This is a genomic window from Staphylococcus sp. OJ82 (assembly GCF_000294465.1).
Lineage (GTDB): Bacteria > Bacillota > Bacilli > Staphylococcales > Staphylococcaceae > Staphylococcus > Staphylococcus equorum.
The window spans coordinates 51563-74786 of sequence record NZ_ALPU01000010.1 but is presented as its reverse complement, the minus strand read 5'-3'; the positions used below and the strand labels follow the sequence as shown (position 1 = coordinate 74786).

Here is a 23224-nt window from a genome sequence, read left to right as displayed (position 1 = left end):
GTAAAAAAATTATTGAATTGATGAATAATTATTGAATAATATATATTTAATCAATAAAAAATCACACTACATATACGTAGCATGATTTCTTGAGCAGTTAATTGTTTTCTTCTACTGAGCAATATTTAAAGGTAGAAAACGTTATAAATAATTATCTAAAGTGTCGTATTATGATTCACGATTATTAAATAATTCAATAATACTTTCAAGATCTTGAGTATTATATGATTCTGGCAATTCATTTAAGCACTGATATGCAGCATCAGCGTGAAATTTCAACTTCTCTTCTGCGCCAGTTTGACCTAATAAAGATACGTAAGTACTTTTATCATTTTCAATATCACTACCTACTGCTTTGCCTAATTTTGTTTCGTCGCCATAGATATCCAGTAAATCATCTTTAATTTGAAACATTAAACCTAAATGTTCACTGTATGTTTCTAACAGATATGCCACAGCTTGCTCTGGTTCTGCAATATCTACTGCAGCCATAACCGCAAACTTAAGTAACTCACCAGTCTTAGCTTTATGAATTTTTTCGAGTGTATTTAAATCTATAGATGAGCCTTCACTTTGCATGTCTAATGCTTGACCACCTACCATACCTAAGTGCCCACTCGCATAAGATAAACGTTTAACCAGTTTGATTTTAACTGTATCAGTTAGACTAGTGTCATTGGTAATGATTTCAAAGGCTTTGGTAAGTAGCGCATCTCCAGCAAGTATCGCTTTCCATTCGCCAAAAACTTTATGATTTGTAGGTTTTCCTCTACGATAATCATCATTGTCTAACGGTGGCAAATCATCGTGAATTAATGAATATGTGTGAACTATTTCTAAACCTAAGGCAGATGATAATCCGGATTTATATTCATTTGATAACATATCTAAAGTTAATAATAATAAGACAGGTCTTATTCGTTTACCGCCTGCTTCTAAAGAATAACGCATACTTTCTTCAATATTAGTGTTGAGTGAAGACTCTGGAACAGTTGTAGATAACTTTTGATTAATTTCTTCTATTAAATTATTCATCTTGTTATTCGCCATCGTTATCAATCGTCTCCTCATTTTCAACATTTTCATCAGTCATGAGCTCATTAACTTTCTTTTCAGCATCTTTCAATGTTTCATCACAAGTGGCAGATAATTTCATACCACGTTGATATAAATTTAATGATTCTTCTAATGAAACATTTTCATTATCAAGTTTTTGAACGATGCCTTCGAGTTCTTTCATCATTTCTTCAAAACTTTGTGAATTACTATTACTCATCTTTACACCTTACTTTCTTAACTTGTGCATCAACAACGCCATCTTTCATCGTTAATACAATGTTATCATTTTCAGCTAAGTCATTCGTACTCGTTATTACATCATCATCTTTATTCACAATTGTATAGCCACGTAACATTGTGTTTGTTGGACTGAGATTATTTAAGCTTTCTAGTTTACTAGTAAGTTTATTTTGTTGATTGGTAATAAAATTATTCATGACTTTATTTAAATCTATGCGCTTTTGATTATTTGTTAATTGTTCTCTATTAATATTTTGTTTGAAATTCTTCAAGTTAAATTTATTAGTTAATAGTTGTAATTGTTGCTGTTCATTTTTAATTCTCAAATTCATTGATAGGCTTAACTGCTTTTCTAAGTCATCACGTTTTTGAATTTGTTGGTCATATAACAAAGTTGGTGTTTGAAATTTGTAATATGAAGATACATGTTCTAAGTGTTTTCTTTGTTGTTGCATATGTTGTTTGATAAAACGGGTGAGTGAAAGGTTCGTTTGCTTTAAATATTGACGTAATTCATATTGATCTGGTGTAGCCATTACTGCTGCTTGTGTTGGTGTAGCAGCACGCACATCAGCTACGAAGTCACTTAATGTAAAATCAGTTTCATGTCCAACAGCGGATATGATTGGTGTTTCACAAAAATATATTGCTTTCACAACATCTTCTTCGTTAAAGTTCCATAAATCTTCTATAGAACCACCACCACGACCTATGATAATTGTATCAACATTTAATTGATCAGCCTGTTGTATCTTTTCGACTATATCATTTTTAGCTTGTTCACCTTGTACTAAAGTATTAATTTGAACTTGTTCAGCTAGTGGATATCGACTATTTATCGTTGTATGAATATCTCTAATTGCCGCTCCAGTACCTGCAGTTAACACTGCTATTTTTTGGGGGAATTTAGGGATTAACTTTTTATGATTTTGATCAAAAAAACCATCTTTAGTTAATTTCTTTTTCAATTGTTCTAATTTTTGATATAAATTACCTACCCCGTCAATATGCATTTTATTAACATAGATTTGATAATTCCCTCTACGCTCATAAACAGAAACGCGCGCTTCTAATAGTACTTCATCACCTTCTTTAGGATCGAAATCAATTTTAGAAGCATTGCCTTTAAACATCATTGCACTAATGACACTGTTTTTATCTTTGACATTGAAATAAAGATGACCACTGCTATGCTTTTTAAAGTTAGACAGTTCCCCTTTAATCAATACAGATTGTAAATGTGGGTCTTGGTCAAATTTGTATTTAATATATTTAGTTAATGCGGAAACACTTAAATAGTCTGCCATTTTATATCACTCTTTTATTCAATATTGCTCAATACACCATTGATAAATTTATAATGATCATCATCGCTGAATTGTTTCGCTAACTCGACAGCTTCATTTATAATTACTTTTTGTGGCGTTGAACTATGTAACAATTCAAAAGTAGACATTCTTAAGATAATGCGATCTGTTTTCAATAAACGGTCTAGTGTCCAATCTTTTAAATGTGGTTGGATTTTTTCATCTAAAATCGTTTCATGATCTTTTACTCCAGTTACTAACCAGTTGATAAAATCGAATTCTAAGTCTGGGTTTTCATCTTTAATAAAACTAATTGCTTCTTCAATTGTTAATTCGCTATTTTTCATTTCAAGTTGAAAAAGAGTTTGAAAGGCTTGTGTTCTGGATTCTTTTCGACTCATTATAAACTCCTTCAAGCATTGTATTTTTATAAATCATTTGAGAAACGTAATAACAAATACATTAAAATATTCGTTATTACATATCTACAAAATGTATTTAAAGTAAATTTGCTTATATAATTTTAATTGGTTGGTTCAATATGTGTAATATGAACATTGATTTGGCTAGGTTCAATTGTAGTCATCGTTGTTACAGAATTAAAAATAGTACTTTGGATTGTTTTCGCTGTTTCTGAAATATTGATACCGTAAGACAATGAACAATATATATCAATATAGATACCATCTTCTCTTGTATCAACTTTAACACCTTTGCTCAGTTGCTTTCTAGTGAATTTTTCAATACTACTATCCTTTAATTCTTTAAAATGACCTTGTATACCTTTTATTTCAGCTGTTGCAATACTTGCAATAACTGTTAATACCTCAGGTGCAATTTCTATTTTTCCTAAATTGGAATGTGAGGTTTCTGATACTTTGACCATTTCACATACCTCCTATTTAGTTTGATCATCCATGATATTATATTTTTCAAGAAACTTAGTATTAAACTCTCCGCTTTTGAAAATGTCATTATTTAACAAACGAATATGGAATGGAATCGTAGTATCTATACCTAAAACGAGATACTCGCTTAAAGCGCGTATACCTGTCATAATCGTTTCTTCTCTAGTTGGCTCATGTACAATGAGCTTAGCAACCATAGAATCATAATATGGTGGAATCGTATAATTAGTATAACATGCTGATTCAATTCTAACGCCGAAGCCACCTGGTGCTAAATATTGAGTGATTTGACCTGGTGAAGGCATGAAGTTTTTATATGGGTTTTCAGCATTGATACGAAATTCCATTGCATGACCTTCTATTTTGATATCTTTTTGTTTGAATGGCAATTTTTCGCCTCTCGCAACTTTCAATTGTAATTTAACTAAATCTACACCTGTAACCATTTCTGTTACTGGGTGCTCAACTTGGATTCGTGTATTCATTTCCATGAAGTAAAAATCATTAGAATCCAAATCATATATAAATTCAATTGTACCTGCATTTTCATAATTAACAGCTTTTGCTGCTCTGACTGCAGCATTACCCATTTCTTGACGTTTTTCTTCAGATAAAATTGGAGATGGTGCTTCTTCCACAAGTTTTTGCATTCTACGTTGTATTGTACAATCGCGTTCACCTAAATGGACAACATTACCAAAACTATCACCCATGATTTGAATCTCTATATGTCTGAAATTCTCAATAAATTTCTCGAGATAAAGTCCACCATTACCGAATGCAGTTTCCGCTTCTTGTTGTGTCATTTTAAAGCCAGTTTCCAATTCTTTTTCATCACGAGCCACACGGATACCTTTACCACCACCGCCAGCAGTTGCTTTAATAATAACTGGGTAACCGATATTATCAGCAATGCCTTTTGCATCGTTGATATCCTTTACAAGACCTTCGCTACCTGGGACAACAGGTACTTCCGCGCGTTTCATTTCTTCCTTAGCAACGTCTTTAATACCCATCTTTTGGATAGATTCGTAACTTGGACCAATAAATTTCAGTTGGCAGGCTTCGCATAGTTCAGCGAAATCACCATTTTCCGCTAAAAATCCGTAGCCAGGATGTATACCCTCACAACCTGTTGATGTTGCGATAGATAAAATGTTTGGGATATTTAAATAAGAATCTTTAGATTGTGTTGGGCCAACGCAATATGCTTCATCAGCAATTTGAGTATGTAAAGCGTCTTTATCTCCTTCAGAGTAAATAGCCACAGTTTGTAATCCTAAATCGTGACATGCACGAATGATTCTTACCGCAATCTCTCCTCTATTTGCAATTAATATTTTATTCATTATTTCACCTTGAATAACGGTTGGCCATACTCTACCATTTGACCGTCTTCTACTAGAATTTCAGCAATTTCTCCAGTTACTTCAGCTTGTATTTCATTAAACAATTTCATTGCTTCTAATATACACACTGTTGATTCGTTTGTAACTGAATCTCCAACTTGTACATATGCACTTTCTTCAGGTGATGGTGATTTATAAAATGTTCCTACCATTGGTGCGTTAATTGTTTGTAAGTTGTCTTCCACTGCGTTTGTATTTACTTCCTCTGAACTTTGCGTGCTTACAGGAGCTGACATTACACCTTGTTGCGGTGAAACTTGTTGCATTGGTTGTTGTGAAATTTGAGGTGTAATGATTTCAGTTTCTTTTTCTTTTTTTAAATTAACAACGTTGCCTTTATCTTCTATATTGATTTCAGTCAAGCTAGATTGATCAAGAATTTCTATTAATTCTTTAATTTCTTTAAAATTCATAAGTACTGACTCCTTCAGATTGTTTTCATTTACCTAGTTTATTTTACTTTAGTGAAATGTTCAATTCAAGCATATACATGCTTTCAATAATAAAGTGTTTATCCTTTATGTAGTTGTATATAGATATAATTTAATGAGAATTCTATTTATTATAACGTTTTTTTAATGGAATGGGGCTATGTTATTGTAATTAATTGATATAAAGTTTAATTTTTTTGAATAACACTACTATAACAGTCGTTTGTTTAATATAAAATAAAAAAAATAAAATAACCTTTCCAACGCTTCGTGAATTGGAAAGGTTATTAATAGGTATGAGATAAACCAAAAAATAATAACTATGATTATTTTTATAAGTATTAACCTCTTGAAATATAGCTACCGTCGCCTGTGTTAATTATAAGTGTGTCGCCTTCATTTACAAATAACGGCACATTTAATGTGTAACCAGTTTCTACTGTAGCTGACTTAGTTGCTCCGTTAGCAGTATCACCTTTTATACCAGGTTCTGTTTCTGTTACTGTAAGTTCAACAGTTTTTGGTAATTCAACGCCAAGTGTTTCACTTTCGTAAGTTTGAATTTGAACTTCCATATTAGCTTTCAAGAAATTCAATTCATTTTCTAAATAATCGGCTGCTAATTCTGTTTGTTCAAAAGTTTGATTATCCATGAAAACATGTGTATCACCATCTGCATATAAATATTGCATGCGGTGATTTTCAATCATAGCAGTTTCGACTTTTTCGCCGCCTCTGAATGTTTTCTCTTGAATAGCACCAGTTCTTAAATTACGTAATTTTGAACGCACAAATGCAGATCCTTTACCTGGTTTTACGTGTTGGAAATCTAATACTTTCCATATACCATTATCTACTGCAATTGTTAAGCCTGTCTTAAAATCATTAACCGAAATCATTCAGTTTCCTCCTCAATTATAAGGTCTTCTATAAAATAATAAGGTTTTTAGCGCATTTAGTAAAGCATTCACAACCATTTTCTGTAATTAAAACGTCATCTTCAATGCGAACGCCACCTAATCCGTCTAAATAAATACCAGGTTCAATTGTAACACAGTTATTTACCTCTAATTTAGCTTCTGATTTTCTAGATAAATTGGGCCCTTCGTGTACATCTAACCCTATACCATGTCCCAGTGAATGGCCAAACGCTTCTCCATATCCTTGTTCAGTAATATAATCCCTAGCAATAGCATCTAAAGCTTTGCCTGTAATACCTTGTTTAGCAGCTTCAATACCTTTAATATTAGCTTCTAAGACAACATTGTATATTTCTTTGAGTTTAGGATCTGGTTCACCTATAGCAAATGTACGTGTAATATCAGATGAGTAGCCTTTATAATATGCACCGAAATCTAAAGTAATCAGTTCGCCTTGATTAATAACTTTTTCACTTGCGACACCATGTGGTAATGCACCTCTGGCTCCTGAGGCAACAATTGTATCAAACGAAGTACCTTCTGAGCCAAGTTCTAACATTTTACTTTCTAATTTGGCTTTTAATTGCTGTTCAGTCATACCTGCTTTTGCAACAGTTAAGATGTACTCATATGTCTCATCAACAATTTCAGCAGCTTTTTGAATAAGTTTAATTTCACTATCATCTTTTACTTCTCTGATTTTTTCAATTAGACCAGAAACGCTGATTAAGCTGATGTAGGATTTACTTAATTGTAAATATGTATCATAGCTGACTAAATCACCTTCAAAGCCTACATTCTGGACGTTTAACTTTTCTAATTGTGCTTTTACTTCTTCTATGAGACCACCTTTTTGTTTAATGATCTCAAATTGAGTCGCTTGGGATGTTGCTTGCTCTATGTACCTAAAATCTGTAATTAATAAGTTTTTATCTTTTGTAATAACGAGCGCGCCGCTCGTACCTGTAAATCCTGATAAATACCTTCTATTAAAATCGGTTAATACAACAATTGCTTCCAAATGTTTTGTTTCTAAGGCAGAATTCAGTTTATCTATTCTAGTCATCTGTCTTCCTCCTATTCAATAAATTTGTACATTTTCTTTTTATACATTAAAATGATAGCATAATTATTATATGAATATATAGTTTTTGAATTAGGAGAGAGTTATGAAGAAAAAAATTGTAGCTATATTAAGTGCTTCATGTTTACTAGTAGGTTGTGGTAGTCAAAATTTAGGTCCTTTAGAAGAAAAGACCACACAACTCCGTGATGAAAATCATAAATTAAAAAGTAATATTCAAGAATTAAAACAAACTATCGACAAAGAAAAAACAAACGTCGCCTCACTAAAGAAAGACAAAGAAAACATTAAACAGGCTAAAAGTAATAAAACGAAAGTAACAAATTTAAAAGCATCATCTAAATATTATCAAAATATAGCAAAAGCAATTGATCAATATAATGATATTGAAAGTGATGTATCAAAAAATAAAAATGATAAAAAGGTTCTTAGCAAGTTGACTGACATAACGAATAAAATCGATTCTGCACACACTACATATGAAAATGATATTGATAAAGATAAAATGAGTGATGAAGATAAGAGTAAAAAGAAAAACATCACTAAATTAAATAAAGACCTTAGCTCAGCAATGAATGATATTAGAGATGGTTATAGTGAGAAAGATAAGAAAAAACTTAAAAAAGGACAAAAAGCCCTATCAACCATTAGTATTGATAATAAACAGAGTTAACAACTAAATAGGAGTGTTATAAATTGAAACGAGCAATTTTTTATATTATAATCGCAATCGCAGCAATTGGGTTAATTCTCAATTTAGATGCGTTTATATTCAGTTTTGTTAGTATGGCAATTAGTTTTGCTGTATTTGCAGGGATTATATATGCGATATATTACTTCTTCTTTTTAACAGAAGATCAACGAAAGTATAAACGCGCACAAAGAAAATATAAAAGACGCAATAGAAAAAAATAATTTTATTGTGCTATCTTACTCTTAAAACTTTTATTTAAATCTATCTAACTTTATATGTATAAAAAATGTGAGGATGCAGTCGTTAAAGACTGTATCTTCACATTTTTTGAGTGTAAATATATTATTTACGATAGTTCCATTCGTCAGCTTTATATTTTTCAATGAGTACATTTACTTCTTCTTGTTGTTTATGTGTTAGGTTTAGTGGTTTAAAATCAATATTCAATCCTTTCTTAAAACCTATCTCAAAAGCCTCTTCCATTTCGGGTATTGTAATATGTCGGTCTGAAATATCATTAATCGCCACTGCTTTTTCTAGAAAAGATTGTTTCATTTTATCTTTTAAACGCTCGTTTTTAAAAATGAACATATCGAATAAATCATCAATGTCGACGTCTTGCAACAAGGAACCATGTTGTAAAATGACTCCTTTTTGACGTATCTGCGCACTACCCGCTATTTTACGTCCTTCTACAACTAACTCATACCAACTTGGAGCATCAAAACATACAGCGCTTCTTGGTTGTTTTAATTTCTCACGTTCTTCCTTTGAACGAGGAATTGAAAAGGATGCTTCGAAGCCTAAAGCTTGAAATCCCTCTAACAAACCTTCAGATATCACTCTGTATGCTTCTGTTACGGTCGAGGGCATCTCCGGATGAGATTCTGGTACTATAACACTATATGTAAGTTCTTTATCATGTAACACGCCTCTGCCACCTGTTTGACGTCTGACTAAACCATATCCTTTTTCTTGTACTTTTTCTATATCTATTTCTTTAGTCAGTCTTTGGAAATAACCGACAGATAATGTTGCTGGATTCCACGTGTAAAATCTTATAACTGGATCAATTTCTCCTCTAGAAACAAAATTAAGCAGCGCTTCGTCCATTGCCATATTGAAATATGGATCGTTACTTCCTGTATTTATAAAATTCCAAGATTCAGTCACACTAAAAACCCCAATCAATAAATTAAATTGTTTTAATCCTCATTTTATGTTATCGTTTGCAATAATTGTCTAAGTTTGTCAGCATTATCCAATAAATTAAATAAAAAATTTTGATAAATTGTGCTAACAGTCTTATAATATATAATATCGGTTAATTAGGGAGGATGCAAGATGAGTAATTTTTGGTTTATAGCGTTAGCAGCATTAATAATAATCATCGCTTACATGCTAATCAATTATCTTCTTAACAAGAGAGCAGTCACAGAATTAAACCAAAATGAATTTCATAATGGTTTGCGTAAAGCTCAAGTTATTGATGTAAGAGAAAAAGTGGATTATGATTACGGGCACATTAACGGTGCACGTAACATTCCAATCACAATGTTTAAGCAAAGATATCAGGGATTGAGAACAGATCAACCTATTTATCTATGTGATGCAAATGGCATTGCAAGTTATCGTGCTGCTAGAACATTAAAGAAGAATGGTTATACAGATATCTACATGTTAAAAGGTGGATATAAAAAATGGACTGGAAAAATTAAGTCGAAAAAATAAATGTATAAATAAGTATTGCGTTTATAAAACTTGATGTGCATTAGCTTAACTCTACATAATCATTTTTATAGCGGATTATTGACCTTATTGGGTGAATAATCCGCTATTTTTAATATATATATAAATGTATCAAAAAAATTTAGTCGTCGTTTCTTTACTGGATTTATTACTTTTTAAAATGACTATGATTATTTGATATAAGATACTTTGTAATGAAAAGATTTTGATTAATCATAAGAATTTAATATAAAAAAATACTACTCCAATTATAATTTTAACGGAGTAGTATTTATATTATGGAAATAATAATGCATTACTCAGACGTTCTATTCTTTTTCTGAGCGTAAATTTTCAAATTTCAATACTGGATGGCGTGCAGCTTTCGTTTCATCCAATCTATCTATAATTGTAGTGTGTGGCGCTTCCAAGACTTTGTCTGGATCTTCTTTAGCTTCATTAGCTATTTCTATCATTTTATCACAGAAATAATCTAGAGTTTCTTTTGACTCAGTTTCTGTCGGTTCAATCATCATACCTTCATCCACGTTAAGTGGGAAATAAATTGTAGGTGGATGAACACCGAAGTCTAACAAACGTTTAGCCATATCTAATGTACGCACACCGTGTTCTTTTTGTTTAGAACCACTTAACACAAATTCATGTTTACAATATTGTTCATATGGTATTTCAAAGTGGTCTTTTAATCGAGCCTTAATATAGTTAGCATTTAACACAGCAGCTTCTGAAACTTCTTCAAGACCTTTATTACCCATCGTACGAATGTAAGTATATGCTCTTAAATAGATTCCAAAGTTACCGTAGAACGGTTTAACGCGACCGATTGAGTTTTCAATATCATTATCATATTTATATTCGTTATCTTCTTTGATAACCATAGGTTTTGGTAAGAAACTAGCAAGTTCTTTCTTAACACCTACTGGACCTGAACCTGGTCCACCCCCACCGTGAGGGCCTGTGAATGTTTTGTGTAAGTTTAAGTGTACAGCGTCAAATCCCATATCCCCCGGTCTTACTTTATCCATAATTGCATTTAAATTTGCACCATCGTAGTATAATAAGCCGCCTGCTTCATGAACGATATTTCTGATATCCATAATATTCTTTTCAAAAATCCCCAAAGTATTAGGGTTAGTTAGCATAATTGCTGCTGTTTTTTCATTAACTAAGCGTTTCAAATCATCAATGTCAACTTCGCCGCGCTCATTTGATTTCACAGTAACTGCTTTGAAACCTGCAAATGCTGCTGAAGCTGGATTGGTACCGTGAGCTGAGTCAGGAACAATAACTTCGTCACGGTGTCCTTCGCCATTTTTTTGATGATAGGCTTTGAAAATCATTAATGCAGTCCATTCACCATGTGCACCAGCAGCTGGTTGTAATGTAACTTCATCCATACCTGTAATCTCTTTTAACTCTTCTTGCAGACTATGAATAATTTCTAATGAGCCTTGAACTTGTGATTCATCTTGTAATGGATGTGATTCTGCAAATCCTGGTATTCTTGCAATTTTTTCATTTATTTTAGGATTATATTTCATCGTACATGAACCTAATGGATAAAATCCTGAATCAACGCCAAAGTTTTTGTTTGAGAGTTCGGTATAATGGCGAACCAAATCTAATTCTGCAACTTCTGGTAATTCTGCTTTGTTTTTTCTGATGAATTTATCATCTAGTAATTTATCTACAGCACCATTATCAATTTCTTTCTGTGGTAACGAGTATGCATAACGATCCTTTTTAGAACGTTCAAAAATTAGTGGACTAGATTTACTTACTACCATTTAATTCACCTGCTTTCTTAACAAATGTGTCTATTTCATCTTTCATTCTTAATTCTGTTACTGCAATTAACATATGATTATTAAAGTCTTCAGAAGCTTCACTTAAGTCAAATCCTCCGATAATTCCTTCTTCAATTAGAGCATCATTAACTTCTTTTACTGATTTGTCGAATTTAACTACAAATTCATTAAAAGATGTACCGTTAGCAACTTCAAAACCAGCTTGTTTGAATTGATCTTTAGCATAGTTAGCATTTTCAAAGTTTCGTACCGCGATATCATAAATACCTTGTTTACCTAAAGCTGACATACAAATTGAGGACGCCAAAGCATTTAATGCTTGGTTTGAACATATATTTGATGTCGCTTTATCACGACGAATATGTTGTTCACGTGCTTGTAAAGTTAATACAAAACCACGATTGCCATCTCCATCTTCGGTTTGTCCTACCAAACGACCAGGTATTTTTCTCATTAATTTTTTAGTTGTTGCGAAGAACCCACAATGAGGCCCACCAAATTGAGCAGGTATACCAAATGGTTGTGTATCTCCGACAACAATGTCTGCTCCGAAACTACCTGGAGGAGTTAATAAACCTAATGCAAGCGGGTTTGCGTATACAATCATTAAAGCCTTTTTGTCTTCAATAAATGAATTGATTTTTTCTAAATCTTCAACAGAACCATAGAAGTTTGGATATTGTACAGCAACTGCTGCTGTATCATCGTCAATTGCTGCTTCAAGCTTGTCTAAATCTGTAATCGTACCATCTAAATCAACTTCAACGATTTCAAATTCTTCACGTGTTTTAACATAAGTTCTTAATACCTGTAAAGCTTGATAATGTAGCCCTTTTGATACAACAACTTTGTTTTTACGTGTTTGATTGAAAGCTAAAATACATGCTTCTGCAAAACTTGTAATACCATCATACATTGACGAGTTTGCTATATCCATATCCGTTAATTCACAAATTAACGTTTGAAATTCGAAAATCGCTTGTAATTCACCTTGAGAAATTTCTGGTTGATAAGGTGTATAGGCAGTATAAAATTCTGAACGTGAAATCATTGAATCAACAACAGCTGGAGCATAGTGATCATATACCCCTGCACCTAAAAATGATGAATGCGTTTCTTTAGTGATGTTTTTGTTTGCAATTCTGCTTAATCGCTTACTTAATGTTGTTTCTGATTCAGCATCAGGTATAGCTAATTCTCTTCCCAGTAAGATATCTTTTGGAACGTCTCCAAAAAGTTCTTCAATAGAATTGGCTCCAATAGTATCTAACATTTCCTTTTTATCTTGCTCTGTTAATGGAATATAATGATGACTCATAGTAACACCCCTTTGAATTATTTAGTAATTTGGTTTTTCTTAACAATTTTAGCTTTAAGTTGTCTTTTTCTAACTTGTACAATTACTTCTTTACCCATTTCAAAAGCATCGCGATTGATTAAAGCTAACCCAATTGATTTACCACTCAATGGAGACTGTGTACCAGAAGTGATTTCACCAATTTCATGGCCATCTAAATCATAGACTGTGTAACCAGTTCTTGGAATACCTTTGTCTATCATTTCTAAACCAACAGTTCTGCGTTTAGAACCATTTTCTTTTTGGTCTTTGAGTACGCTTTTACCAATAAAGTCAGCTTTAATCAATGGTTTTGCAGCAAATGCAATACCAGCTTCATATGGTGTTATAGACTCAGTCAAATCTTGACCATGCAGTGGCAGTCCAGCTTCAAGTCTTAATGTATCTCTTGCACCTAGTCCACAAGGTTGTACATTAAATTCAAGAATTTTTTCCCATAAGTAAGGTGTATCTTCTGCATTACAATAAATTTCAAATCCATCTTCACCTGTATAACCTGACTGTGAAAGGATTACATTCTTTCCAAAGAATTCAACGTTTTGTTTAAAATCAAAAGGCTTCATTTCTGCTACGTCAACGTTAACATGTTGTTTAACTAAATCACGTGCTTTCGGACCTTGAACTGCTAATTGACCATAATCATTTGAAGCATTAATTAATTCTGCATCAAAATTTTTGGCATGTTCCTTCATCCATTCAAAATCTTTATCTGTATTTCCAGCATTTACTACTAATAAATAAACTTTTTCATCTAATTTGTAAGTAATTAAATCATCAATAATTCCACCATTTTCATTACATAGCGCAGTATATTGAGCTTTAGTAGTAGTTAAGTTTTCAATATCATTTGAAAGAAGATATTGTACTAATTCATCTGCTTCAGAACCTTTAATAATAATTTCTCCCATATGGCTTACATCAAACAAGCCAATGTCAGTTCTTACGGCATTATGTTCTTCTTTTATACTTGAAAACTGAACTGGCATTGCCCAGCCACCAAATTCCACAATTTTAGCCCCACTATCAACAAAATTTTGATAAAGCGGTGTATGTTTAAGTTCGTTAGACATGAAGAAACCTCCTAAAAATTTTATAAAAAAAAACAGAGTAGACTAAGCTACCCTGTTTATGATACTCCAGGAATGCGTCACAGTATTATCCTTTTGCCTGAGAGTTTCGTTGAACTTGCACCTTCGGCGATGGTCTAATGTTATATATAATATAACCTACCATTCTCTCTAATACTGGTCATTCGCATGTTAGCTCTTTCATGATTTCTTTGTGTAAATCTGAAAGAGCATTACTACTATTTACTTTTTTGAATGCGATTTCATTATATCTTGAAACCCTAGATGAATACAAGCTTTTTAAATCAAAAAGTGATTTATTATTAGCATTCGGTCTATTATTATCATTCTTAATTCTATTGTAAACAATTGTCAAATCACAATCTAACCAGATAATTTTAGTTTGTTGCTTTAACAAGGCATATGACTTCTCGCCTTCTATAATGCCACCACCAGTAGAAATGATATCAAAACGATCAATACACTCTGTTAAATATTTATATTCTAGTGATCGAAAACCACTTTCACCTAGTTGCTCAAAAATATCAGGGATTGTATTGTTCTCTTGTTGAACGATATAGGCATCTAAATCGACATAAGAGAGGTGATTAGCTTTAGCAAGATATTTACCTAAAGTTGTTTTGCCAGTCCCCATAAATCCTATAAGAATAATTGGCTCTAAAATGTTATTTTTCAAAAATATCTTCCTTTTTTATAAATAAGTTGATTTGTTTTTCGTAATAAGATTCAATATTATCTAACGTTTTTAGCTGAGCGCTAAATTGGAACGTGTAGTTTGTTATTAAAGATAAATATAGCACAAATATGACCATCACAAAAGGATATATATAGCCAGATATATTAAAATTGAATTTGTTTTTCAAATGTCTTATCCTTATCAAAAATTTTTAAGTTAACAAGTAAAGATTTATTTTTTAGAATTCGAAATTTTATAGCCTTTACGTTATTAAGTAATGTGATATTTCCCTTCCCATTAATAGACTTAACAATTTTATTATTTTTAAAGCTATAAGATATAAGTTTATTTTTGTCTTTAATAGAAAGTTGAGTTCCTTTAGATTTATCTATCATTATATCCCCCTTGTTATTCATTAAATCTTGCGTTAAATCTCTCGCAAAAAATTCACTTTCTATATTTAGATGATCATTTGCTAGAACACTTAAAGCTGTAGTTGATTTGAATAATGAAGGAATTATAGTTAGTAACAATACAGTTATCATTAATGCAAAAAGCACTTCGATATAAGTGAAAGCTTTAATCTTTTTTATAATAGCAAATTCCATTTTTTGTTTCCCTTTTTATTATACAAATTTTATTTTCTTTAAGAGTTAAACTATATTCATCCAAAATCAAACCTTTTTTCAATTCAGGTTCACTGTAATTATGCAATGAAAGTAATAGGATTCTTTTCATTTCAATTTCTGATAACTTTTCTTTTGTAGCTTGATTTAATTGTAATAACATTGGTAAAAACACTAAACAGATAGTAGTGATGATTGAGAAAGAAATAATAGCGTCTAAAAATAAAGAAGCCGTGACATTATATTTTTTCAAATCTCATCCTTCCTTTTTCAATGTGGAAAATGATTTTATATAGTCGACCGTTTGTAGATAGGTAAAGTGTTCCGAATTTATTAGTATCACCATTTTTATCAAAAGTTAAATAATTTATATTTGTTCTCGGATGAATATAAGTATTTTTAGTTAATTTTATATGAGGATTTTCATGTTGGGGTTCTCTAACAATAATTTTCGAGGAAAAAGTATTGAATATTAAAGTAATTGGTTTATTATCTTTAATTGCTTTCGATTTTAAAAAATTAAATTGCATAATTAAATTAGTCATAGAATGATTATTTGATTGGAGTGCGGAATTATTTATAGAGATATATCTTGCTTGTAAAAATAATAATAAACTTATTATACCTAAAACCATTAACATTTCTATATAAGTAAAAGCTTTATTAGTTAGCAACCGCTTCACCATTATTTATTGAAATTGTTGAACCAGTTTTACATCGCTTTTGACTTTCGTTAATATATCCTTATGAGACGAGTTCATCGATTGATGTTGGCTTTTTATTATATTTTAATGAATAAGCTTCAATTTGACTGTCTATCATTTTTATTTGAGCTTCACAACCAGCAGTTTGTATATGTGATGATTGTTTTGCAATGTTAGGTATGATTAAAATAAGCAATAAACTTATGATTAATAAAACAAGCAACATTTCTATAAGTGTAAATGCTTCTTTATTAAATAGTTTTTTTAAGTTTTTCAAAAAATTCATAGGCTCCTTTCCTTTTCATTTAATTGTTTGCATTAAATCAAACATTGGTAACATAATAACGAGATATAAAGATACGATGAGAAAAGCTAATAATGTGAAAATACAAGGTTGAATGAATTTTATGAGGAGTTGTAAATAACGTTCTATTTGTGCAATGACTATCTCACTATATAACTTCAATTCTATTTCAACTCTACCTTTTTTCTCGCCTTCTTCTATAAATTCTGTTAATTCTTTTTCAAAACATGCGATGTTAGTTAAAATTTCACTGAGTGTTAATCCATTTTGTGTTCCAAGTGTTATGCGATCAGCTAAAAAATTTAGATATTTATCATTGCGTTGTTCAGCATAAATTTGCACTATTTTTTGCAAATTCACTCCATTTTTATAAAATAAAGAGAATTCAGAAGCAATTCGATACGTTTTATAAAGTTTGAAAAATTTACGTATGATAGGCAATGCTAAAACAAGCTTATGTTTATGCTGTATTGATAAAGTATTGTAATAAAGGATAAATGCTATTGTAGTAATGAACAGTAATATAATAAGGTAAGATATGAAAGTAGGAAAACAGAGAATACATGTTGATAAAAATTGTTGTAAAGTCGATATTTGGACATCCATATTGTTATATAAATTTTGAAATTCTGGAATAATCGTATGATTTAAAACGATCAACATAGTTATGAATACCGTTAATAATAATAATGGATATTGAAGTGTTTTTAATAAGGCTTTTTTAGCATTATAATTTCTCAATAAATAATCATGTGCATGGGCTAAACTCACAGGTAAATCACTAAATAGCTCTGAGAAATAAATAAGCATCACAACAGGTTGTGGATATTTTATTATTCGAAGGATTCGATGACAGTTTGCACCATTTTTTAATTCTTCTTCAATTAATACAGTTACATTAGATGATTTAACTTTAATATGTTTTAATAAAAACCTAAAGGCTTCAGAAAGTGTAAATCCATGTTCTAGTAAATCTTTCAATCTTATTAAAAGTTCTATTTGATTTTTTTCTGCTATTATCTTTTGTTTGGGTATTTTAAATATAGCGATCAACAGTTTCTTCACAAATAACACCTGCTTTAGACATTTGCTTTAAATGAAAGGATAAATTATGAAAATGGTTTGGTAATGTGTAATCATTATTTAAAAAATAACTTATATCGTGTTGTAGTAACTGTTCATAAATTAATTTTCTTTCACTGTTATATATTGTGATTAGTCTTTGGTTTAACACACTCAAAATAGATTGTTTAATTTCTTGTTTTGTTATGCCCATTTCTAATAATCTTAATAACGCGCCCTTACAATTGTTAGCATGTATTGTAGTTAGTACTAAGTGACCACTTAAACTTGCTTGTATAACGTATTTTGCTATCGTAGGATCTCTAACTTCTCCAATAAGTATAATGTCTGGATCACACCTTAGTATTGCCTTAAAAGAACTCTCATAATTAATACCTGCCTTTTCATTGATAGAAACTTGAGTAACACCCTCAACTAATTGTTCCACCGGATCTTCTACAGTTATGATATTTAAACCTAACTTTTCCTTTGCATACATAACCATTTGATACATTAAAGTACTTTTACCAGATCCAGTTGGACCGCTAAATAGTATTAAACCTTGCTTTTTATTCATTAATGTATACAGTTTTTCAATATCATGAGTGATATTTTGCTTTTGAAAATATTGAGGAATGATTCTTACAACACAACTTTCATTACCGAGAGACAATGGTAACGTAGAGATTCTTAAATAAAATATTTGTTTTAGTTTATATATGTATCTTCCACTTTGTGCCGAATTATGTTTTGATACATCTAATCCAGCTTGATATTTCATATAAGTAAGCAGCTTTCTATAAACATGTGTCTGAATTGATTCAATAAAAGTTAAATCATCCTGAATTCTAAATTTGATATACACTTCCTTTTCAGAGGGTATAAAGTGTATATCAGTAGCATTTCTCTGAATTGCTTTCTCAATTATGTTGTTAAATAATAGCTTCAAAAAAACACCTCCTACTTATAAACACGTAGGAGGTGATAGAATTACTTTACCTATTTTATTTTCAATCGTTTTTATAACCCTTATTTACATGATGATATATTAACCATGTAAATAAGGATTTAATTGCTCATCCTCTACTGTAGTGTGCGGCCCATGACCTGGGAATAGTGGTAAATCAGCGTCTAATTTGAACAATTTATCTAATATTGAATTAACCAAAGTTTCATAATCACCTTTATATAAATCAGTTCTGCCTATACCTTGATTAAATAATGTATCACCAACAACTGCAAATTCATTAAAGACGAATGATAAACTACCTGGAGAATGTCCTGGCGTGTGAAGCACTTCGAAATTAAAGTCAGCAATTTGTGCTTTACCCTCTTTAAGTTCTGTTGGTGTCGCTTTACTTTTTATAATTGGCATGCCGTATTGTTTGAATTTTTCAGAACCATTTTTTTCTGTATTTGTTAAAAAATCAAATTCTGATTTATGCATATAAACTGGCACATCATATTTTTTTATAATATCATCTAAAGCACCAATATGATCAAAATGTGCATGTGTTAACAATACCGCTTTTAGTGATTTATTAATTTGATTTAGTTTTTTAATAATTAACTCGCTATCACTAGCAGGATCTACTAAAATGACTTGCTTATCATTTTCAATAAAATATGTGTTAGTATCAACTAAACCTAAGCTTAAACTCGAAATCCTCACCCTAGTTGCCTCCATTTTCCAAATGATTTTGGACAGCTTTTACCTTATCATTCATTTTGCGAGATTTATCACGACGATCATCAATCCTTATATTCGTACAGACACGGTCTAAACCTTTATCAAAAGGTAATTCATGAATTGCTTGAACAACCTCTAATAGATCTTTTAAGTCACCTTCGATTAATGTGTTCATAGGTGTCAATTGATAATCTATTTTGCCTTGTGCTTTATATTCTTTTAATTTTGTTTGTATTTCTGCAATATATTTACTAACACTCGGACCATCTGTACCAACTGGTATAACAACTACATCAACAATAGCCATTATTTAACACCATCCTTTTCAATTATATAAGTATAAATTAACCCGGCTGCTCCGGTAATGCCAGCATCATTTCCAAGTTGTGCTTGAACTATTTCTGTACCTTGTTGTGCTGGTGTAAATGTTAAATTATGATACTCTGTTTTAATATTTTCAATTAATATCAAACCAGCTGTCGACATGCCTCCACCTAAAACAATATATTTAGGGTTACTTGTAACGCTAATAATACTACATAAGTAGGCAATATAATTTGCTACACGTTCCGTAATGAAAATACAAAATTGATCTCCAGCCTTAGCCGCATCAAATACTGCTTTTGCACTTACTTCATTATCTTTAATTAACTGCAAAATTGATGATTTAAACGTTAATTTAGGATAATAAAAATTGACCAAATTAACTACACCAGTTGCAGACGCTACGGTTTCAATACAACCTGACTTGCCACAATTACAACGGAAACGCTGATCATGATCTACTCTAAAGTGTCCAATCTCTGCACCAGAACCGTTATGACCGTGAACAATTTCTCCATTAGAAATAATACCACCACCTAATCCGGTTCCTAGTGTTATAGCCACAACATCATCTGAACCATTTCCAGCGCCTTTATGTTTTTCACCTAAGGCTGCAACATTCGCATCATTATCAACGTAAACTGGACAATCTACAAACTGTTGGAATATATGTCGCACATTAACACTTTCAGTCCAATATAAATTAACTGCTCCATTTACTTCGCCCGTTTCGAAATTCACTGGACCTGGGACACCTATGCCGACACCAAGGACGTTTGAAAAAGTATATTCAGATTCATCTATGTAATTTACGAAAGAATCATAAACCTTTTTTAATAGTAAATAGCCAGTAGCATCAGACGTATCTGTATCAATTGACCATTTTGCTAAACGATCAAGTTTTTCGTCAAAAGCACCTAATTTACATGTTGTTCCACCAATATCTGCTGCTAATATGATTTTATTCATTAATTTATTCATCCTTCTCTGTTTTTTTGAAAGGGTATGCTATCTTTCACTGTAGTTCAAAAATGCTTATATATCAAGGGTTTTGGAGATTTTACATCAATAAGTACTTCATATTTTTTTAGTGTTTTTAAAATAATACGTCCTTTTTACCCTTAAAATATTACTAGATATTTCCTTATATACATTTTAATCTTAATCAATTATCAATTGCAATTATAATGAACAATAAACCCCTGTTTATCTAGTTAGGACTTTACTAATATTTATCTAATTTCATAAAACCTGATTATAATTTTATATTGTGGTGACTTCTAAATAGAAAAAGGCAACACACATACGTGCATCATCCAATTAAGCCCGTTAAAAAAACCGTGGCATTATTCTTAAATTATATACTTAATAACCATCGAACCTACCTAAGTTAGCGATGGTTATTTTACTAAACTAATGGTTTATAACACAACCATCAGCATTTCATAATCAGTCATGCTAGCCCTTTCTAGGAGTAAGATCTAGCATGAAATTTTGGTCTTTTTAATCCTCAAAATAAATTTCCCCTTGTAAACACAAATGTTATAAGGGGGAAATTTTATTTATTCATTCTTCTTTGATTAATAATTAATATACATTTCAAATATTCATCATTTGTTAATAATTTATAATCGTATAATGATTTTATTTCTTGTTCCATCATTTCATACATATCATTTTTGTCTTTAAAATATATAATAAAGCCAAACTTTTTTAAAAGCTGAAGTACATCATAAAAATTATTAATCTTTTGGTTCACTATTATCGCTCAATTCTTTATTTAAATTAATATAATCATTATTGCTAGGGTCTGCCTTTAACGCAGCTTTTATATATTTTTTTGCTTCATCATCATCTTCAAGAGACCTACTTGCAATCGCTAGTTGATAATTTAATAGACCAGAGTCAGGAAAATACCTTAAGCCCCTTTCCCAACTTGCTACACCTTCAGATTTTGAGTTTAAGGTTGCATTAATTAGTCCATGCAGATAATATGTTTCATCATCTGCATAGTTCTTATCTATCGTATCTTCAACCATGTCTTTAGCCTCATTATATTGACCTTGCTTCATTTCATTTGAAATAATTGTATTATATATATTATCTTCATTAATCGTGAAAATACGAATTTGTGCTGCAATAAATAATACAAGAATTAGAATTAATAAGAACCAAAATCTGTTTTTATTCGCTTTAAAATAATAGCCGATTAATGTAATTAATAGACCACCTACAAAGCCACCAATATGTGCGACAATGTTAATATTTTGCATAAATAAGGATAATCCTATCATTATTACAAGAACAATTAGCAACTGACCAATAAGTTTACGATTAAACTGTTTACCTACATACATAAATCCAAATATTGCACCAATCAAACCGAATATTGCACCGCTTGCACCTGCAGAAACAGTGTCAATATTGAATGACAATGATGCAAAATTACCAAATAATCCAGCAACAATGTATATGACAATCATTCGCCAATGACCTACGATTGATTCCACAATTTTACCAAAAATGAACAAACTCAGCATATTCATTAAAATATGTTCAAAATCGTAATGTAAAAATATAGATGAAATCAATCTATACCATTCACCATGCACAACATTAAAGTGCACAAGCCCTCCTACATCTAACATTTTCAAATCTGAAAATCGATTTAAAAACAGCACCATTGCAAGCCAGATGATAATGTTGACTGCAATTAATGTGTAGGTTATAGGAGAAAACTTTAACATATGTTTCTCAATGGGATTATTATTTAACGCACGTTGTTTATATTGATATTTTGTAAGTTTAGTATCTCGATTATAAATTTTCTTCATTATGAAATTTGGCATTATTCTTTCAGCGTGACTTGCTTCTCTAATAATTTTCACTTTAAATTTCAGTGGTTGTATTTCATTCAAATTTTCATCAGTAAAAGTTTTATCAGTGAATATATATAATTCATAATTTTTAGGTGAAAAATCTAAAAATGAAACGATATTTTCTTCGTTTTCTTGAATTCTACTTTTAGCAAATCTAACTTCTTGAGTGGAATTAGCACCAAATTCAAAGATAGCAACAGACTGTTTTTTCTTGTTTGCTAACCAAATTTCACTATCATCTTGATTACGATGAACAACATGATAATTAAAATATTTAATCCAAGTGTAGATACACTTCCAATAATGTTTTTCTGTAATCATTTTTGCCTCCATAATTAAGTTGTTGCTATTATTAATTTTTCAACGGGCTGATCATGTGATTCAACCTCAAAGTCACCAAGTTGGAAGTCATAAAGTAAACTTATCGTCGGTTGTGTATTTTGACTTAAAAACTTATCAAAATATCCCCCACCGTATCCAATGCGATATCCACTATGATTAAAGACCACGCCAGGAACAATTAATAAATCTAATTGATTTGAAATTTCTGTATCAGCTTCGACATGATTAATACCTTTATCATCTGGTCCGATATGATCAAGACTATCTACATGTTTAAATGCCATTTCTTTACTTTGATAGTTTGTTTCAGGTACAAAAACAGTCTTACCTTCATTAAGCATTTGCTCAATGATAGAATATGTATTTACTTCATGTGGCATAGATAATACAATGCCTACACGCTTTGCTGATTTATATTCACTTGTATCAAATAAATGATTTGCAAGATATTGATCTGAAAATTGTTTTTTATCATTTGACATAAAAGATTTCATTAATTCAATTTTATCATGGCGTAACGCTTTTTTACTCATAACATGCACCTTCCCGTTAATTATACTCTT

28 protein-coding genes, 1 pseudogene and 1 riboswitch are annotated in these 23224 nt (G+C 31.0%); of the genes and pseudogenes, 3 read left to right on the top strand and 26 right to left on the bottom strand.

The genetic code is table 11. The features are described 5' to 3' along the window. Positions 1-168 precede the first annotated feature (168 nt). From SOJ_RS07815 to SOJ_RS07775, 9 genes are all read right to left on the bottom strand, one after another. Entirely contained in the window at positions 169-1050 is an 882-nt protein-coding gene (locus SOJ_RS07815) for a polyprenyl synthetase family protein (protein ID WP_002507525.1), read from the bottom strand. After that, on the bottom strand, positions 1040-1276 hold the full coding sequence (locus SOJ_RS07810) for an exodeoxyribonuclease VII small subunit (protein ID WP_002507524.1): 237 nt from the start codon (positions 1274-1276) through the stop codon (positions 1040-1042). The genes SOJ_RS07815 and SOJ_RS07810 overlap by 11 nt, the downstream gene beginning before the upstream one ends. Further along, positions 1269-2606, bottom strand: coding sequence for an exodeoxyribonuclease VII large subunit (gene xseA, locus SOJ_RS07805; RefSeq protein ID WP_002507523.1), 1338 nt, complete (start codon positions 2604-2606; stop codon positions 1269-1271). The genes SOJ_RS07810 and xseA overlap by 8 nt, the downstream gene beginning before the upstream one ends. Before the next feature lie 14 nt (positions 2607-2620). After that, the gene (gene nusB, locus SOJ_RS07800) at positions 2621-3007 is read right to left on the bottom strand and encodes a transcription antitermination factor NusB (RefSeq protein WP_002507522.1); all 387 of its coding nucleotides are present in this window, start codon (positions 3005-3007) and stop codon (positions 2621-2623) included. A gap of 122 nt (positions 3008-3129) precedes the next feature. Then, positions 3130-3492 (bottom strand): Asp23/Gls24 family envelope stress response protein, encoded by a 363-nt coding sequence (locus SOJ_RS07795; RefSeq protein WP_002507521.1) that lies wholly within the window; start codon positions 3490-3492, stop codon positions 3130-3132. Between the two features lie 12 nt (positions 3493-3504). Next, complete coding sequence (accC, locus tag SOJ_RS07790; protein ID WP_002507520.1) at positions 3505-4863, bottom strand: acetyl-CoA carboxylase biotin carboxylase subunit; 1359 nt, start codon at positions 4861-4863, stop codon at positions 3505-3507. Further along, the gene (gene accB, locus SOJ_RS07785) at positions 4863-5336 is read right to left on the bottom strand and encodes an acetyl-CoA carboxylase biotin carboxyl carrier protein (protein WP_002507519.1); all 474 of its coding nucleotides are present in this window, start codon (positions 5334-5336) and stop codon (positions 4863-4865) included. The genes accC and accB overlap by 1 nt, the downstream gene beginning before the upstream one ends. 359 nt (positions 5337-5695) lie before the next feature. Next, positions 5696-6253: an elongation factor P gene (efp, locus tag SOJ_RS07780; RefSeq protein WP_002507518.1), complete on the bottom strand. Its 558-nt coding sequence runs from the start codon at positions 6251-6253 to the stop codon at positions 5696-5698. Positions 6254-6281: 28 nt separating this feature from the next. After that, the gene (locus tag SOJ_RS07775) at positions 6282-7340 is read right to left on the bottom strand and encodes a M24 family metallopeptidase (RefSeq protein WP_002507517.1); all 1059 of its coding nucleotides are present in this window, start codon (positions 7338-7340) and stop codon (positions 6282-6284) included. Positions 7341-7443: 103 nt separating this feature from the next. On the opposite strand from SOJ_RS07775, the gene SOJ_RS07770 reads away from it, so the two are divergent. Together SOJ_RS07770 and SOJ_RS07765 are read left to right on the top strand one after the other, a co-directional pair. Beyond that, positions 7444-8031 (top strand): hypothetical protein, encoded by a 588-nt coding sequence (locus tag SOJ_RS07770; protein ID WP_002507516.1) that lies wholly within the window; start codon positions 7444-7446, stop codon positions 8029-8031. A 23-nt stretch (positions 8032-8054) separates the two neighbouring features. Further along, positions 8055-8273 carry an SA1362 family protein gene (locus SOJ_RS07765; RefSeq protein WP_002507515.1) on the top strand — a complete coding sequence of 73 codons (219 nt, stop codon included), beginning with the start codon at positions 8055-8057 and terminating at the stop codon, positions 8271-8273. Positions 8274-8394: 121 nt separating this feature from the next. Here the strand turns inward: SOJ_RS07765 and SOJ_RS07760 are convergent, their stop codons facing one another. Continuing rightward, the gene (locus SOJ_RS07760) at positions 8395-9225 is read right to left on the bottom strand and encodes a lipoate--protein ligase family protein (RefSeq protein ID WP_002507514.1); all 831 of its coding nucleotides are present in this window, start codon (positions 9223-9225) and stop codon (positions 8395-8397) included. Between the two features lie 171 nt (positions 9226-9396). On the opposite strand from SOJ_RS07760, the gene SOJ_RS07755 reads away from it, so the two are divergent. After that, a complete protein-coding gene (locus tag SOJ_RS07755) occupies positions 9397-9783 on the top strand; it encodes a rhodanese-like domain-containing protein (protein WP_002507513.1) in 387 nt (128 codons plus the stop codon). A gap of 326 nt (positions 9784-10109) precedes the next feature. Here the strand turns inward: SOJ_RS07755 and gcvPB are convergent, their stop codons facing one another. From gcvPB to SOJ_RS07670, 16 genes and pseudogenes are all read right to left on the bottom strand, one after another. Next, positions 10110-11588: an aminomethyl-transferring glycine dehydrogenase subunit GcvPB gene (gene gcvPB, locus SOJ_RS07750; protein WP_002507512.1), complete on the bottom strand. Its 1479-nt coding sequence runs from the start codon at positions 11586-11588 to the stop codon at positions 10110-10112. Continuing rightward, positions 11575-12927 carry an aminomethyl-transferring glycine dehydrogenase subunit GcvPA gene (gene gcvPA / locus SOJ_RS07745; RefSeq protein ID WP_002507511.1) on the bottom strand — a complete coding sequence of 451 codons (1353 nt, stop codon included), beginning with the start codon at positions 12925-12927 and terminating at the stop codon, positions 11575-11577. The genes gcvPB and gcvPA overlap by 14 nt, the downstream gene beginning before the upstream one ends. 17 nt (positions 12928-12944) lie before the next feature. Then, on the bottom strand, positions 12945-14036 hold the full coding sequence (gcvT, locus tag SOJ_RS07740) for a glycine cleavage system aminomethyltransferase GcvT (protein ID WP_002507510.1): 1092 nt from the start codon (positions 14034-14036) through the stop codon (positions 12945-12947). Positions 14037-14111: 75 nt separating this feature from the next. Further along, positions 14112-14218: riboswitch (glycine riboswitch) on the bottom strand. Further along, entirely contained in the window at positions 14215-14688 is a 474-nt protein-coding gene (locus tag SOJ_RS07735) for a shikimate kinase (RefSeq protein WP_230456625.1), read from the bottom strand. (Overlaps the previous riboswitch by 4 nt.) Positions 14689-14894: 206 nt before the next feature. Beyond that, positions 14895-15338 (bottom strand): competence type IV pilus minor pilin ComGF, encoded by a 444-nt coding sequence (comGF, locus tag SOJ_RS07725; protein ID WP_002507508.1) that lies wholly within the window; start codon positions 15336-15338, stop codon positions 14895-14897. Continuing rightward, the gene (locus tag SOJ_RS07720) at positions 15310-15609 is read right to left on the bottom strand and encodes a hypothetical protein (RefSeq protein WP_002507507.1); all 300 of its coding nucleotides are present in this window, start codon (positions 15607-15609) and stop codon (positions 15310-15312) included. The genes comGF and SOJ_RS07720 overlap by 29 nt, the downstream gene beginning before the upstream one ends. Further along, positions 15596-16039: a competence type IV pilus minor pilin ComGD gene (gene comGD, locus SOJ_RS07715; RefSeq protein WP_238536966.1), complete on the bottom strand. Its 444-nt coding sequence runs from the start codon at positions 16037-16039 to the stop codon at positions 15596-15598. The genes SOJ_RS07720 and comGD overlap by 14 nt, the downstream gene beginning before the upstream one ends. Further along, positions 16020-16346, bottom strand: a pseudogene (comGC, locus tag SOJ_RS07710) (competence type IV pilus major pilin ComGC). Before comGC ends, comGD begins: the two are co-directional and overlap by 20 nt. 15 nt (positions 16347-16361) lie before the next feature. Next, positions 16362-17429 carry a competence type IV pilus assembly protein ComGB gene (comGB, locus tag SOJ_RS07705; protein WP_002507504.1) on the bottom strand — a complete coding sequence of 356 codons (1068 nt, stop codon included), beginning with the start codon at positions 17427-17429 and terminating at the stop codon, positions 16362-16364. Further along, positions 17401-18375 (bottom strand): competence type IV pilus ATPase ComGA, encoded by a 975-nt coding sequence (comGA, locus tag SOJ_RS07700; protein WP_002507503.1) that lies wholly within the window; start codon positions 18373-18375, stop codon positions 17401-17403. Before comGA ends, comGB begins: the two co-directional genes overlap by 29 nt. A 99-nt stretch (positions 18376-18474) precedes the next feature. Further along, positions 18475-19098: an MBL fold metallo-hydrolase gene (locus tag SOJ_RS07695; protein ID WP_002507502.1), complete on the bottom strand. Its 624-nt coding sequence runs from the start codon at positions 19096-19098 to the stop codon at positions 18475-18477. A 1-nt stretch (position 19099) separates the two neighbouring features. Further along, a complete protein-coding gene (locus SOJ_RS07690; protein WP_002507501.1) occupies positions 19100-19423 on the bottom strand; it encodes an MTH1187 family thiamine-binding protein in 324 nt (107 codons plus the stop codon). Further along, a complete protein-coding gene (locus SOJ_RS07685; RefSeq protein WP_002507500.1) occupies positions 19423-20409 on the bottom strand; it encodes a glucokinase in 987 nt (328 codons plus the stop codon). The genes SOJ_RS07690 and SOJ_RS07685 overlap by 1 nt, the downstream gene beginning before the upstream one ends. A 589-nt stretch (positions 20410-20998) precedes the next feature. Further along, positions 20999-21199: a YqgQ family protein gene (locus SOJ_RS07680; protein WP_002512453.1), complete on the bottom strand. Its 201-nt coding sequence runs from the start codon at positions 21197-21199 to the stop codon at positions 20999-21001. Beyond that, positions 21183-22640, bottom strand: a complete 1458-nt coding sequence (locus SOJ_RS07675; RefSeq protein ID WP_002507498.1) for a rhomboid family protein — start codon at positions 22638-22640, stop codon at positions 21183-21185. The genes SOJ_RS07680 and SOJ_RS07675 overlap by 17 nt, the downstream gene beginning before the upstream one ends. A 14-nt stretch (positions 22641-22654) precedes the next feature. Continuing rightward, on the bottom strand, positions 22655-23194 hold the full coding sequence (locus SOJ_RS07670) for a 5-formyltetrahydrofolate cyclo-ligase (protein WP_002507497.1): 540 nt from the start codon (positions 23192-23194) through the stop codon (positions 22655-22657). Between the last annotated feature and the right edge of the window lie 30 nt (positions 23195-23224).

What these genes read in the sequence shown, in the direction of transcription:
- SOJ_RS07815 (WP_002507525.1), bottom strand. Translation starts at nt 1,050, where the DNA reads ATGGCGAATAACAAGATGAATAATTTAATAGAAGAAATTAATCAAAAG.
- SOJ_RS07810 (WP_002507524.1), bottom strand. Translation starts at nt 1,276, where the DNA reads ATGAGTAATAGTAATTCACAAAGTTTTGAAGAAATGATGAAAGAACTC.
- xseA (WP_002507523.1), bottom strand. Translation starts at nt 2,606, where the DNA reads ATGGCAGACTATTTAAGTGTTTCCGCATTAACTAAATATATTAAATAC.
- nusB (WP_002507522.1), bottom strand. Translation starts at nt 3,007, where the DNA reads ATGAGTCGAAAAGAATCCAGAACACAAGCCTTTCAAACTCTTTTTCAA.
- SOJ_RS07795 (WP_002507521.1), bottom strand. Translation starts at nt 3,492, where the DNA reads ATGGTCAAAGTATCAGAAACCTCACATTCCAATTTAGGAAAAATAGAA.
- accC (WP_002507520.1), bottom strand. Translation starts at nt 4,863, where the DNA reads ATGAATAAAATATTAATTGCAAATAGAGGAGAGATTGCGGTAAGAATC.
- accB (WP_002507519.1), bottom strand. Translation starts at nt 5,336, where the DNA reads ATGAATTTTAAAGAAATTAAAGAATTAATAGAAATTCTTGATCAATCT.
- efp (WP_002507518.1), bottom strand. Translation starts at nt 6,253, where the DNA reads ATGATTTCGGTTAATGATTTTAAGACAGGCTTAACAATTGCAGTAGAT.
- SOJ_RS07775 (WP_002507517.1), bottom strand. Translation starts at nt 7,340, where the DNA reads ATGACTAGAATAGATAAACTGAATTCTGCCTTAGAAACAAAACATTTG.
- SOJ_RS07770 (WP_002507516.1), top strand. Translation starts at nt 7,444, where the DNA reads ATGAAGAAAAAAATTGTAGCTATATTAAGTGCTTCATGTTTACTAGTA.
- SOJ_RS07755 (WP_002507513.1), top strand. Translation starts at nt 9,397, where the DNA reads ATGAGTAATTTTTGGTTTATAGCGTTAGCAGCATTAATAATAATCATC.
- gcvPB (WP_002507512.1), bottom strand. Translation starts at nt 11,588, where the DNA reads ATGGTAGTAAGTAAATCTAGTCCACTAATTTTTGAACGTTCTAAAAAG.
- gcvPA (WP_002507511.1), bottom strand. Translation starts at nt 12,927, where the DNA reads ATGAGTCATCATTATATTCCATTAACAGAGCAAGATAAAAAGGAAATG.
- gcvT (WP_002507510.1), bottom strand. Translation starts at nt 14,036, where the DNA reads ATGTCTAACGAACTTAAACATACACCGCTTTATCAAAATTTTGTTGAT.
- SOJ_RS07735 (WP_230456625.1), bottom strand. Translation starts at nt 14,688, where the DNA reads ATGGGGACTGGCAAAACAACTTTAGGTAAATATCTTGCTAAAGCTAAT.
- comGF (WP_002507508.1), bottom strand. Translation starts at nt 15,338, where the DNA reads ATGGAATTTGCTATTATAAAAAAGATTAAAGCTTTCACTTATATCGAA.
- SOJ_RS07690 (WP_002507501.1), bottom strand. Translation starts at nt 19,423, where the DNA reads ATGGCTATTGTTGATGTAGTTGTTATACCAGTTGGTACAGATGGTCCG.
- SOJ_RS07685 (WP_002507500.1), bottom strand. Translation starts at nt 20,409, where the DNA reads ATGAATAAAATCATATTAGCAGCAGATATTGGTGGAACAACATGTAAA.
- SOJ_RS07675 (WP_002507498.1), bottom strand. Translation starts at nt 22,640, where the DNA reads ATGATTACAGAAAAACATTATTGGAAGTGTATCTACACTTGGATTAAA.
- SOJ_RS07670 (WP_002507497.1), bottom strand. Translation starts at nt 23,194, where the DNA reads ATGAGTAAAAAAGCGTTACGCCATGATAAAATTGAATTAATGAAATCT.